Raw genomic sequence first — 13,333 nt, 5'->3', positions numbered from 1 at the left:
AAAGAGATCTATTCTTGAACTTCAAAAGAGCTTACAAGAACTCTGAGAGTGAAGCTACTACTACACACTCATCTATACCTTCAAAGCGCCCACAAACCAATGTCACTCTCAAATCAAGCGCCAAAGAACACGCATAAGCTTGATTAAAAAAGCCGCCCAGGCGGACTCATCAACAATCTTGGAAATCATATGGAAAACTATCAAGTGCAGCCGCTAAAGCATCCACCCACATTACCATACCAGTGCCCCTACCAGCCAATGTATCATCAACACTATAGTGTTTAGCCAAAGCAAAATCCCTAATCTGTATTGTCTCCAGCAACCACATCTCCCGCTTTAAAGGAAGCTTAACTACCACCTTTGTCTTGGTTCATTCCTATGCCAAGTTATATAGATAAGATCATCATGAAAGGGTATCGCTGGAAAGAAGCAAGAGACAATCCACCACGAAGCGTTATCGCTATGAACCGAACTTTACATTTTCTCTCACGCAAGAAACTAAAATGAGAGAATGGACTGCACTAACCCAAGGAACACAAGAGAATAAATATTGTTATCTATTACAAATCAAATTGCGAATTACCCTTTGGATCAGTTGGATAAAGAGAGAGCTTCAAGCTGCTAAGAATTGTTCCATAAGGAATCAGCATAAACAAACTCATAACAATTTTTACCGAAAAGTCGCCAAAAGCAAGTGAGAGCCAAACTGGAATCTCCAATCCGAAAAAAACAGTGCTCTCCACGAGCGAGCTATTAGCATAACCTGTCATCTGATCGATAAAGGCAAAAGAGCTAGAAAAAGCGATAGCAAAAAACAAAACTGTATCCAAAGCTGAGCCAACCAGCGCTGCTGCTAAAGGCGCCTTCCACCATGCTTTACGCCGCAAAGGCGTAAAAACAACGATATCGAGAAGTTGTCCAAAAAGGAACGCTGAACTAGAAGCAATTGCAAGCCGTGGCATAGCCAAAACCCAAGAAACAAAAAAACCAGCAAAAAAACCAGCATAAACGACACGCCGCGCCGCAGCTGGACCATAAAAACGATTGGTCAAATCATTAATCAGAAAAGCAATTGGATAGGTAAAAGCCCCATAGGTCAAAATCTCATTTAAATCAAACCAGTAAACAGGATATTGAACCAAAATATTAGAAACAGTCACAGCAAGACACATCAAAAAGCTAGAAAAAACAATATATTTCCTCTTTTGCTGTGCTAATAAAAAACCAGGTGCAGAGACCATTTTTTAACCTAGAGAATAGAACCAATCACATGCAACGATCAAAAGTAAAAAGCCCAAAAACAACGCCCCCTAAATGGGAGCAAATAATCCAGTTGCATGGAACAAAAACGGTCGTCACGCTGCTTGTTCAGCCTTTTTCTTAACAATCTGACGTTTTAACAAACGCGCACGTTGTGACAATTCCTTATCATCGGCTTTAACTAAAAAGCCGTCAAGACCACCGCGGTGTTCAACAGAACGCAGAGCACTAGCCGAAACACGCAAACGATAACTTTGCTGTAACACTTCCGAAATCAATGTCACATTGCAAAGATTTGGTAAAAAACGACGGCGGGTCTTATTATTTGCATGACTAACATTATTGCCATACTGAACCGCTTTTCCTGTCAATTCGCAGGCACGAGACATAAACTTCACCTTTAAACTCTAAAAAACTCTCAAATCCCAAACCTAACAAAACAGAATGCGTGCAAAACATGCAAAATACTGCCTTGAATAGGCATTATCAGGAAGTTGTGTTTTTAATAGGGTGTCGAAACCAAAAGGTCAAGTCTTTTGTAAAGCCTTTTGCATCCATTTTTGGCTAATTCTCTTAATCTTTTCCCGCAATCAAGGCGCACAAAGTGTTTTTTTTAACGCTTAACCATGCTAAAAGATGCACATCCATACTAAAAGGAAGCATTAATCATGAGCAAAACAGATTACTCCATGACAGAGCTTCAACAAAAGCACATACGTTTTTCTTCTCTTCTGTTCGGCATTTTATGTGTGTGTTTTTTTCTTCTCTTCAATGCGCTAGGTGTTTGGCAAATACAACGATTAAACTGGAAAACCAATCTTATCACCAGCGCCAATCAACGTATTCATTTGCCCCCCATCAAAGCCCCCCAAAAAAATCAATGGGAGCATGTTACTTTTGAGAAAGATGAGTATCGACCTGTCATCATCACAGGAAAATTGTTGATGGATAAAAACATTTTGGTCACGGCTGTCGCTCAAAATACTACCGGCTATTGGGTTTTGACCCCTTTACAAACCGCTGATAAAGCACTGACCTTTATAAATCGTGGTTTTATCCCCATGGACGCGCGCTATAACTTTCAAAACCCAAAGCAATCACACACAAATGACTCACGCGATCAAGATTCCACTATAAACACAGAGCAAACCACAATCATAGGTTTGTTACGCATGAGCGAAAAAAATGGATTTTTCCCACGTAAAAATAATCCTGATACCGATCTATGGTATACACGCGATCTCCCTGCTATGGCGCAAAAACTTGGACTCTCTGCTGTTGCTCCTTATTTCATTGATGCTGGGAAAAAAACAGCTACACAGAAAAATCTCCCCATTGCAGGTCTCACTGTTGTACACTTTCGAAACAATCATCTTGTCTATGCGATCACGTGGTTTATCTTGGCTGCCGGTATCTTAGGCGCCTCTCTTTTCTTGCTACGACAAAAAAGCTGAAAAGCACCCCCGTTAAAAGGCTCTTGAGCATTTTACTTCAAAAAACGCTTACCTTATAACACCGTATATCAAGCCATCATGGTGAAAAATATTATACAGCCGCCCCTTGCTTTCAAAAACAACAGGAAACTTACCAAAAGACGTATATCCCCATCCTTTTAATGGATTTACACATCCAGAATAGGTTACCAACAACCACACATCAGATGAGAACCCACAAAAAACACGCCATTAACGTGCATCAACAATCAACGAAACCCACGCGAACACCGCCGTGCAATTGAATCAATATCACCGCGATTAATACCAAGATCATTGAGTTCATATGTTGAAAGATGATTTAAAGCATTGACTGTCCGGCGATAACGGCGCCAGTTACTATAAGAACGCAGAATATTCATACTCTTTACTCACACCTTATGTTACACGTTGCACAGCATAAGATAGAGCAAATTACAAAAAAGAGTTGTGCTATAAATGCATAACTGGCATGCATTTGTAACACAAGAACCGTATCTTGTTTAAAAACACAACATATTGATATATAGTTACAATTTATTGAATACGAACCCCGAATACAAAGATTCTCCCATTTCAAACCCGCTTATATTGAATGAAAAAAACCGTTCGCTTGCACATAACGCGGAGCCAAATGGAGTGAAAAGAAACTGTTTAAGCGCAAAAGCAGCTGCAACACTGAAAGCTAGCAAAGAGTATGACGATGCTGACTTGCGCACCTTCATAAATATAAAGATGGTGGTACACAATAAATTTTGCATTATACCATTCACAGACAGGAGCCATGAAATAAACTTAAGAGCAACCAGATATGTCTTTATTGAGAGCAGATACGTGTTAGCTCCGCGCAATAGAGTGCTCTTCTTCGAAAGAACCAATCACCAAGAATAAAACCTTTAATGACGAAAATGCCGCACACCCGTAAAGACCATGGCCAAACCATGCGCATCAGCAGCGGCAATAACCTCTTCATCACGCATGGATCCTCCTGGTTGAATAACCGCCGTCGCACCAGCTTCAGCAGCTGCTAATAAACCATCTGCAAAAGGGAAAAATGCATCTGATGCCACCACAGAACCTTTTGTTAAAGATTCCGTTAAACCTGCTCTTTGTGCACTTTCTTCAGCCTTACGTGCAGCGATTTTAGCTGAATCAATACGGCTCATCTGGCCTGCACCAATCCCCACTGTTGCACTATCTTTTGCATAAACAATAGCATTTGATTTGACGTGTTTAGCGACCCGAAAAGCAAATTGAAGATCACGCATTTCATCCTGACTTGGTGCCCGCTTTGTCACCACTTGCAGATTAAGATCATCAACAACCACATTATCACGTGACTGCACTAAGATTCCACCCGCAAGCGTTTTGGCAACAAAGCCTCCACAACGTGGATCAGGGACACCACCTGTGATCAACAAGCGAAGGTTTTTTTTCCTTGCAATGATTTCCCGTGCAGCCATTGTTGCATCAGGAGCAATAATCACTTCCGTAAAAATTTTGATAATTTCTTCAGCACATTCTTCATCAAGGGGTTGATTGAGAGCAATAATTCCACCAAATGCGGATACATTATCACACAAAAGAGCCTTCGCATAAGCCTCTTTTAAACTTCGCCCTTCTGCAACACCACAAGGATTTGCATGTTTAATAAGAGCAACAGCAGCCGTTCTTTGGGGATCAAATTCTGCCACAAGTTCAAACGCCGCATCTGTATCATTCATATTGTTATAAGAGAGTGCTTTGCCTTGCAAAAGTTTTGCTGTTGCAACACCAAAACGTTTCTCACTATTGCGATAAAATGCTGCCTTTTGATGCGGATTTTCTCCATAGCGCATAACATCTTCAAGATGACCAGAAAAACTCTGCCAAGACGGCGTTTCAACTTTTAAATCCTGTGCAAACCACGCCGCTATCGCCGCATCATAAGCCGCAGTGTGTGCATAAGCACGCATTGCTAATTGACGCCGCATAAGCAAGCTCAAACATCCATCATACTGCTTTAATTCAGCAAGAACTAAATCATAATCACTCACTGCTGTTATAACACCGGTATAAGCATGATTCTTTGCTGCAGCACGAATCATTGCCGGTCCACCGATATCAATATTTTCAAGAATTGTATGTCCATCAGCCCCCGATTGCGAAGTCTCTTCAAAAGGATAAAGATTCACAACCAGAAGATCTATTCCATGAATACCATGCTCCTCCATAGCATCCCTATGGCTAGGATCCTGTCTTACCCCTAAGAGAGCACCATGAATCAAAGGATGAAGTGTTTTGACTCGCCCATCCATTATTTCCGGAAACCCAGTGACTTCAGCGACATCTTTTACCACTAAACCAGCAGCTGTTAAAACTTTCGCTGTCCCACCTGTCGAAATTAATTCCACATCGTAAGCTTGAAGAGCTTGCGCAAACGCAACCAAACCGGTTTTATCAGACACGGAAAGGAGAACACGACGAACCCGATGAAGATCAGGCATGGAAAAATTTTTTGCAACAACACCCATAACAGGAAACCTAAAAATAAAATGGTTAAAATTCAAGAAAAACGTGTTGATGCATTTATAGCACACGACCTTATCAAAAGTCACCGAAAGAATAGAATGTCTTTCTTTTAACACACAAAGAATAACTCTCCCTTTATCGGTATTATAAAAGAACGAACATTGCTCTCATTGGCGACGCGTAAAGCGCCAACGAACTTTTTCCTGCAATGCAGGGCGAAAATATAAAACAATCTGTTGCGTACGTTGCGGACCTGTTAATCCAGTAAAATCAATTGAATCTTCAAGACAAATATCAGCGTCAGGTGATATAAAATACCATTCTTGATCATCTCCTACAGCTAAACGTACACAACTGCCATCAAAATTGACCTCAACTTGCGGATGAAGATGAAACCGAACGGCAACATTATTCTGTTCATTTTGTCCTGCCTTATGTTTCTTTGACAGCCCTTGCGGCATAGAAAAACGATCAAATCCTTCAATCATTTCACCATTTGTTGCTAAAATAAGACCACGTTCGTGAACAAGATTAAAAGGCCGCACATAACCATTATGACTCGCAATAAAACCAGTCTTCTCTAAATCCTCTATACGACGCACTTTAACATCCGTTGGTCCCTCAAGTAAAAAGGAAGCCCCACTGCTCTTTTTTTTACGAAAAACCCCCACCGAACAATCATTAACCGTCGCCGTTGAATGTGCTGCGGTTACACGCCCGAAATGTCGATACTCCTCACTCGCATAAGGATTAATACCGGTATTGATAACAAAGCGACTCCCTCGCGAAGACATTTCAAAAGATAAGCACCCCGAACAAGCATGCTCCGCAGCAAAGCGTGGTGGAAATGGTCCTGTATCTGCAAGTACTGTCGTTTCATGAGCCTGTAAACGTTGAAACCCTGAATACCTTGCATAACTAAAAGGATTCCCTGCCGTTTCATCAAGATTTAAAACTGCCGATAAACGTTCAGGGACAAGAGTCCCAACCCCATTAAAATGCGCTAATGTTTGATCCTCATGGATAAAAAACCGCAAAGCAGGCAACATACGTTCAACAGAATCTATGAGAATACGTGGTGCTGTTTCATTGCTATGCATAAAAAGATGACGTAAAGAAAGTAAATCTGATAATAAATTGAGTAAAACAAGAGGACTACGCGAGATATGTCCACCATCGATTAAAATTTGACGCGAAAGCTCTTCTGTAAGAGTAGTTTGAGCCTTTTTCTTCATTACTGCAGACACAGGCAAAGCAAGAGATGCGAATGTCAAAGCTGCTGCTGCCTGTAAACGCTGATCATCGTGTTCCATACCGCAAATCGCTATGCGTAAATAACGAAATTGGAAACCAAGTGCACGCAAAAAATGCTTTTCAAACCGCTCACTTGCCCCTTCCAATAGCATTTTCGAATGAGAAATCCAAGAAATCAAACGCCGTGCTACAACCGGACCACTCCAAGGCAACCCTTTAACTTTTTTACCACACTGATCAAGCCAATCTTCTAAGAGAGCACGCGCATGCGCTGCTGCTAAATTACTGTCTGCTGCCGCCATATGCCGCAACCAATGAAAATCATGAAGGGCTGCTTCCCATTCTGGCGTTGGTGGAACTAAAGAAAAAGGTGAAACAGCACCAGAATGAACAATGCGGCCAGCAAAAGCAAAACGACCATGGTAAAATTCATGTGCCATCATCGGATCAGCTAAGTGCAAATCAATAGGATGCGCTAAAATTTTCTGAGGACGAAACCCAGAAAACCGCCAACGAAACAGTGGTCCCACCCATAAACGCCGCATAAATTGGTGCGCCATATATACAAATGTTGATGCCTTTAGGGAACCTTTTACTGCAACCGCCACAATTTCATCTCCGTATATGCTTAATTGAGCACAACTTCGACCATTTTAGTAAACGAACCGTTAATTAAGCGATTTTTCGGAAACGCGCTGCAAAAAAACCATCCATTCCTAACAACATTTTTCTTTCAGCATCAAAATTTTCATGACAAAAATCGGCAGGCGTTGTACGCAAAGTCCCAGCAGGCGAGAGCAAATGCGCCAGTGCACCCATTTCTTCTTTACAAATAGGCTCTAAAACAATGTCATGGCATGCTGATAAAATTTTCTCCACAATATCTTCACCTTCTTCTCTTGCCAGTGAACAATTGGAAAAAACAACACGCCCCCCCTTTTTCACCAAAGCAATTGCCGCCAAAAGTAAATCATATTGCAACGCAGCAAGTTTGATGACATCGTCCATCGATTTCGTCCATAAAATATCCGGATGACGACGTATCGTTCCCGTAGAAGAACAAGGAGCATCAAGAAGAACAGCATCAAAAAGCTGCTCAGGATGAAAATTTCTCACATCCCCCTGCCAAGTACGAACTGAAAAATGAAGTCGCTCCATATTTGCACGTAAACGCTTTAACCGATTAGCGGACATATCAACAGCTGTCACCTCAGCCCCTTGCAAAGCGAGTTGCGCCGTTTTTCCTCCAGGGCTCGCACAAAGATCAGCAATCTGTTTGCCACGAACATTTCCAAGCAAATAAGCAGGCAACGCCGCTGCAAAATCTTGCACCCACCAAGCCCCCTCCTTATATCCTGGTAAATCAGAAACAGCACAATCCACACGGCTCAGCCGAACGGAATTATTGGGTAAAACAACACCTCCAAGCCTTTGTGCCCATCCAACACTATCAGATTTCACAGTTAAATCGAGAGGTGGTTCAACACTTTGAATTGCTAAAATCTGATCAGCCTTTTCTGTTCCATAAGTTGATAAGAGCAACTGTCTAAACCACGCTGGAACCCCTTCAATGTTCGGGGCTTGTTGGCGTAACCCATCCGCCTCACGTGCAATATTACGTAAAAGAGCATTCACAACTCCTGAAAAGCGGCGAAGACGGGGATCAATTTTAGCCACACGCACTGCTAAATCAATCGTAGCATGATCAGGGATATCAAGATAAAGAATTTGTGCCCCACTGATGTGCAAAAGATGCTGCAGTGAGAATGCTTGTGGAGGCAACGGTCGTGATAAAAAGCGCGACAAAGCAGTTGTAATCTGCCCCCGATGACGCAATGCCGCTCCCAAAATAGCGCGACACAACAAACGATCCCGATGCAAAAGCGCTAAATACTGTGGATGCCCATGCTCATTATCCGTCAAACCAGAGAGAGACGCGTGCTTATCAAGCACCGCCCCTAAAAGACGCACACACACCTGCCGAACAGCTAATCCCGGAACATTCTTTTCGGACACACGCCCCGCTTTTTCGCGCTTCAATACAATACTTTACCTTTACATCTTTGCTCCCTAAAGAGCTTTATAATCGAGACTTTTTTGAATTGTCATAACGAAGCCAAGAAGGACGTTTTGTAACGCGCTGAAAAGCATTTTTTTCCTGATTATCTGAAACAGATTGAACACTGCGATTCACATCTTCATGGCTTAAGCCGATGTTTTTTTCATACAAACTGCCTTGCTTATTCCATTCTATATTGTTGACGATTGATCCATTCATCTCTTCTGCTTGCCGGCGGAGAGCAGCAATGCGATTTGCCGTCGCTGGATGGGTAGAAAAAAGGCTATCAGCTCCTTCACCACTTAAAGGATTGATAATAAACATATGTGCTGTTGCCGGATTATGCTCCGCCTCTTCATTGTAGACAGCATGTCCACCACCCGCAATTTTACGCAACGCTGAAGCCAACCATAAGGGATTACCACATATTTCAGCACCCCGCCGATCAGCTGCATATTCACGCGTACGGCTAATAGCCATTTGCACCAGCATCGCTGCAAAAGGTGCAACAAACAGAGCAATAAGTCCCCCAATCGCCCCAGCGCCATGGGAATGTTCTGAAGAATTACGCTGCCCACCCATAAAAAAAGCAAAATTACCAAGCATTGAAATCGCCCCAGCAATTGTTGCAGTCAAAGTCATTGTTAAGGTATCACGATGCTCGATATGTGCCAGCTCATGCGCCATAACCCCTGCAATTTCCTCTGGACTCAATTTCTCTAATAATCCGGTACTTGCAGCAACGGCTGCATTCTGAGGATTACGTCCCGTAGCAAAAGCATTTGGCTGCCCACTATCAAGAACGTAAACTTTTGGTTGAGGAAGAGAAGCTTTTCGAGCTAAATCACTGACAATCTTATAATAAACGGGTGACGAATGCTGATCAACTTCACGCGCACCATACATGCGTAAAACAATTTTATCCGAATTCCAATAAGAAAAAAAGTTTAAGCCACCCGCTATCAAAAGCGCAATGATCATGCCATTGCCCCCTCCAACCAGAAAACCAACCCCCATAAAAAGAGCGGTCATAAAAGCCAAAAGCATGGCTGTACGCATTATGTTCATTACTCAAAAAACTCCATGATAAAAGTCAATCATTTCTATATGATGGGGTTTTCTTTTTACTTCTTCAATGGAGCTGAGATATAAAATGAATAAAAAAGATCAGAAAATAAGCAAAGAAAACACCACTGCCTGTAAAAAGCAGCCTCTTTCTCCCGAAGCACAACGAGCACTAAACGAAGCTGCAGAAAGGCGTAAACATGAAAAAAATGAAGACAAACCTTTAGAAAATGGCGGACGCGGCGGCAAAGACCCCTCACGCTATGGAGATTGGGAAATTAAGGGCCGCGCCATTGATTTTTGAGAGTCTTACCTTGATTCTTTAAAAATCAACCACGCTCTAAAAGAAGATCCATTTTTTCTATAAAAAATAGATAACAGCCGCCATTTTCTATAAAAGCCTCAAAGCATGCTTGATTATGTTTGGGAAGAATCATGCCTCTTCTGATACTGAAGCTGCTGCTTCCTCAGCAGCTTGTTTTGCTGCGGCTATACGTTCTTGTGCCTTTTTACCAGGTTCACCTTTATGTGGATTATTGCGAACCGGACGCTTTTTTAAACCAGCAGCATCCAAAAACCGCAAGACACGATCCGTTGGCTGAGCGCCTTGACCAAGCCAATATTGAATACGTTCTTCATTAAGTTTTACCCGCGGTCCATCTTTAGGCAACATTGGATCCCATGCACCAACACGCTCAAGAAACCGCCCATCGCGCGGACTACGGACATCCGCAACAACGATATGATAGTAAGGGCGCTTTTTTGAACCTCCACGGGACAAACGAATTTTCAATGCCATATTTTTCTCCTATTGTCAGCTCTGGCTTTCGTTTAAATTTACTTGTTTTGTTTTTTGCTCTTCAGCAATAACTTCGTGATGATGTATAACTTCTTTAATGATAAATTTTAAAAATCTTTCAGCAAAATCGGGATCAAGATGACTGTCTATAGCAAGTTGCCGCAAACGCGCTATCTGATGTTGCTCACGCACAGGATCTACTTTAGGTAAATCATAACGTGCTTTTAAGCGTCCAACTGCTTTTGTGCAACGAAAACGCTCTGCTAAAATATGAATCAACGTTGCATCAAAGTTATCAATGGATGCTCGTAAGTGTGTTAATTCCTCCAATATTTTCTCCTGCATTATACCTCTTTCCCTCTTTGCATCTTTGCATCTTATTTCTTGGGACGCTGAGGAAATTTTGCCCCACTATCGGTAGGACCATTAGAAAGACCAGGAAACATTGGTCCACGGCTTGGAAGACCGGGTAAGACTTTCCCTCCATTACCACTTTCAATTTGTTTTTGCAGTGTTGAGAGTTGCTTTGGATCAAACCCTGACAAATCAGGCAGCGCTCCAGAATCTCCACCAAACCCCATTTTAGAACCAAGTCCTCCCAACATTTTTCCCATCAAACCGCCTTTTCCCTTACCTCCTATGGCTTTCACCATATCAGCCATTTGGCGATGCATTTTCAAAAGCTTATTAATATCAGCAGCACTGGAACCAGAGCCCTTAGCAATCCGTTGTTTACGGCTGTGTTTCAAAACTTCAGGATTAGCACGCTCAAAAGGCGTCATTGAGGAAATAATAGCCAATTGACGATCAAATAAACGGTCATCAAAACCCGCAGCGGCAATTTGATCTTTTACCTTACCCAAACCTGGTAGCATTCCCATAATGCCCCCCATCCCTCCAAGCTTTTTCATTTTCTGCAATTGTTCCGCTAGGTCATTCAGGTCGAACTTTCCAGCGCGCATTTTTTTTGCAAAAGCCGCAGCCTTTTCCTGATCCATTGTTTCAGCAGCTTTTTCAACCAAAGAAACAATATCACCCATTCCGAGAATACGATCAGCAATGCGACTGGGATGAAATTCTTCTAAAGCATCTATTTTTTCACCGGTCCCAATTGCTTTAATCGGCTTTCCCGTAACGGCACGCATTGAAAGAGCAGCACCACCGCGGCCATCACTATCCATCCGTGTTAAAATAATTCCTGTAATCCCTACCCGCTCATCAAAAGAACGAGCGAGATGAACAGCATCTTGACCGGTAAGACTATCAGCAACCAACATAATTTCATGAGGAAGAGAAGAAGCTTTAATTTCAGCCAACTCGCACATTAAAGCTTCATCAATATGGTTGCGACCTGCCGTATCAAGGAGGAGCACATCATAACCACCTAGTTTAGCTGCTTGTACCGCACGTGTTGCGATATCGACAGGAGACTGACCAGCAACAATGGGCAAACTCGCAAGTTTTGCCTGTTCTCCTAATTGGCGCAATTGTTCCTGTGCGGCAGGGCGGCGTGTATCTAATGACGCCATGAGAACTTTTTTATTGTGTTTGTCAGTTAAACGCTTTGCAAGCTTTGCTGTTGTCGTTGTTTTTCCAGAACCTTGTAAGCCAATCATCATCATAACAACAGGTGCTGGTGCGTTTAAATCACTCAGAACACCTTCACTTCCGAGGACATGCACCAGTTCGTCATGGACAATCTTAACAACCATCTGTCCAGGTTTAATTGATTTAACAATTTTTGCCCCAACAGCTTTCTCACGAACCCTATCGGTAAAAGAACGAGCAACATCAAGTGCAACATCGGCCTCTAACAAAGCGCGACGAATTTCGCGCAGCGCCGCTGCTACATCCTGATCCGACAAAGCACCACGCCCTGTCAAACTAGACAGAATGGAACCAAGCCGCTCTTGTAAGGATTCAAACATCATCTACCTCATTGCTGCATAACAAACAAACCAAAGTGGCATCCGAGAACGCATCGCGCCGTCGGATGTTGACCTCTGAGATCTCTTTATACCCTTGAACTGGGGTCTCAGTCGGTGGCTCCAAGTTAATTTTGTCACTGAAAGCTCACTCTTTCAAACAATAAAACCCTACCTTTGTCAAGATTTATCATACAATAGCTCTCATACGAAGCAAAAAACAGCAAATGTTACACTGCAAAATCCCCAACCTCAACACGCACAAAATGACCTGTTGCCTGTTCCATACTCCATAATTGCCCACTCGAGATATCAAACCAAACCCCGTGCAACGTCAAAACACCCTGATCTTTGCGCGCCTTTATCCATGGAAATGTCTCTAAATTTTTCAGCGAATAACAAATAGAAAGTTGTTCTAATGCGGTCTGCTGCTCTTGGACAGTCAATACCTTATTGCCAACAACTGTTTTCGCCGCTGATACCAAAAGGCTTATCCATTGCCCAATAAAATCATCTGATATTAAAGATTTGCATGTCTCCTTAAGGGCAGTACTCACTCCCCCACAATGTGCATGACCCAAAACAACAATATGCTTAACCTCAAGCAATTGTACCGCATATTCAAGAGCTGCTGATGTAGCATGATATTGTCTATCAGGAGAAAAAGGAGGAACCAAATTTGCCACATTGCGCAACACAAAAATTTCGCCTGGTTTAGCATTAAAAATCGTTTCTGGTATCGCACGTGAATCACAACAAGCGATTACCAAAACCTCAGGTTTTTGCCCTTCATCAGCCAATTGCTGATAATGTGCTGTTTTGTATGAAAAATGATTTTTTATAAAAGACTGATAACCGCTTAAAAGTTTTTCTGGTAAACGTGTCATTCTCTATTTACTTTCAATTTATCTACTTCAAAAACAAGCTTAACATACAAACGATACTAAAAATGTCTTCTCATCAACACAAGATATCCCCTTAGAATGGT

General features: G+C 42.3%; 13 protein-coding genes and 1 pseudogene. 2 read left to right on the top strand and 12 right to left on the bottom strand.

Going from position 1 to position 13,333, the window contains the following annotated elements; all coding sequences use genetic code 11:
• Positions 1-52 precede the first annotated feature (52 nt).
• From QHG54_RS06380 to rpmB, 3 genes and pseudogenes are all read right to left on the bottom strand, one after another.
• A pseudogene (locus tag QHG54_RS06380) lies at positions 53-340 on the bottom strand (tRNA (guanosine(37)-N1)-methyltransferase TrmD); the annotation flags it as partial.
• A gap of 220 nt (positions 341-560) precedes the next feature.
• Complete coding sequence (locus tag QHG54_RS06375) at positions 561-1,241, bottom strand: VUT family protein (protein WP_317993969.1); 681 nt, start codon at positions 1,239-1,241, stop codon at positions 561-563.
• A 114-nt stretch (positions 1,242-1,355) separates the two neighbouring features.
• Positions 1,356-1,649 (bottom strand): 50S ribosomal protein L28, encoded by a 294-nt coding sequence (gene rpmB / locus QHG54_RS06370; protein ID WP_019221040.1) that lies wholly within the window; start codon positions 1,647-1,649, stop codon positions 1,356-1,358.
• 279 nt (positions 1,650-1,928) lie between these two features.
• Between rpmB and QHG54_RS06365 the strand changes: the two genes are divergently transcribed.
• Positions 1,929-2,714, top strand: coding sequence for an SURF1 family protein (locus tag QHG54_RS06365; RefSeq protein ID WP_317993970.1), 786 nt, complete (start codon positions 1,929-1,931; stop codon positions 2,712-2,714).
• Positions 2,715-2,962: 248 nt separating this feature from the next.
• On the opposite strand, the gene QHG54_RS06360 is transcribed toward QHG54_RS06365, so the two are convergent.
• From QHG54_RS06360 to htpX, 5 genes are all read right to left on the bottom strand, one after another.
• Complete coding sequence (locus QHG54_RS06360) at positions 2,963-3,115, bottom strand: DUF1127 domain-containing protein (protein WP_317993971.1); 153 nt, start codon at positions 3,113-3,115, stop codon at positions 2,963-2,965.
• 513 nt (positions 3,116-3,628) lie between these two features.
• Positions 3,629-5,245 carry a bifunctional phosphoribosylaminoimidazolecarboxamide formyltransferase/IMP cyclohydrolase gene (gene purH / locus QHG54_RS06355; RefSeq protein ID WP_406604044.1) on the bottom strand — a complete coding sequence of 539 codons (1,617 nt, stop codon included), beginning with the start codon at positions 5,243-5,245 and terminating at the stop codon, positions 3,629-3,631.
• A 165-nt stretch (positions 5,246-5,410) separates the two neighbouring features.
• On the bottom strand, positions 5,411-7,105 hold the full coding sequence (locus tag QHG54_RS06350) for a heparinase II/III family protein (RefSeq protein WP_406604043.1): 1,695 nt from the start codon (positions 7,103-7,105) through the stop codon (positions 5,411-5,413).
• A 64-nt stretch (positions 7,106-7,169) separates the two neighbouring features.
• Positions 7,170-8,537 (bottom strand): RsmB/NOP family class I SAM-dependent RNA methyltransferase, encoded by a 1,368-nt coding sequence (locus QHG54_RS06345; RefSeq protein ID WP_317993974.1) that lies wholly within the window; start codon positions 8,535-8,537, stop codon positions 7,170-7,172.
• Positions 8,538-8,577: 40 nt separating this feature from the next.
• Positions 8,578-9,624 carry a zinc metalloprotease HtpX gene (gene htpX, locus QHG54_RS06340; RefSeq protein ID WP_317993975.1) on the bottom strand — a complete coding sequence of 349 codons (1,047 nt, stop codon included), beginning with the start codon at positions 9,622-9,624 and terminating at the stop codon, positions 8,578-8,580.
• A gap of 85 nt (positions 9,625-9,709) precedes the next feature.
• Between htpX and QHG54_RS06335 the strand changes: the two genes are divergently transcribed.
• Positions 9,710-9,925: a DUF1674 domain-containing protein gene (locus QHG54_RS06335; RefSeq protein WP_317993976.1), complete on the top strand. Its 216-nt coding sequence runs from the start codon at positions 9,710-9,712 to the stop codon at positions 9,923-9,925.
• Positions 9,926-10,054: 129 nt separating this feature from the next.
• On the opposite strand, the gene rpsP is transcribed toward QHG54_RS06335, so the two are convergent.
• The 4 genes from rpsP to QHG54_RS06315 form a co-directional block, all read right to left on the bottom strand.
• The gene (gene rpsP / locus QHG54_RS06330) at positions 10,055-10,420 is read right to left on the bottom strand and encodes a 30S ribosomal protein S16 (RefSeq protein ID WP_317993977.1); all 366 of its coding nucleotides are present in this window, start codon (positions 10,418-10,420) and stop codon (positions 10,055-10,057) included.
• A 15-nt stretch (positions 10,421-10,435) separates the two neighbouring features.
• Positions 10,436-10,765 (bottom strand): chorismate mutase, encoded by a 330-nt coding sequence (locus QHG54_RS06325; protein ID WP_317993978.1) that lies wholly within the window; start codon positions 10,763-10,765, stop codon positions 10,436-10,438.
• Positions 10,766-10,797: 32 nt separating this feature from the next.
• Positions 10,798-12,348 carry a signal recognition particle protein gene (ffh, locus tag QHG54_RS06320; protein ID WP_406604539.1) on the bottom strand — a complete coding sequence of 517 codons (1,551 nt, stop codon included), beginning with the start codon at positions 12,346-12,348 and terminating at the stop codon, positions 10,798-10,800.
• 227 nt (positions 12,349-12,575) lie between these two features.
• Entirely contained in the window at positions 12,576-13,232 is a 657-nt protein-coding gene (locus tag QHG54_RS06315; protein WP_317993979.1) for a carbonic anhydrase, read from the bottom strand.
• Between the last annotated feature and the right edge of the window lie 101 nt (positions 13,233-13,333).

Source organism: Bartonella gliris (assembly GCF_045277155.1).
GTDB classification, from domain to species: domain Bacteria; phylum Pseudomonadota; class Alphaproteobacteria; order Rhizobiales; family Rhizobiaceae; genus Bartonella; species Bartonella gliris.
The sequence above is the reverse complement of the archived record's forward strand: the minus strand, read 5'-3'. Positions and strand labels throughout refer to the sequence as shown.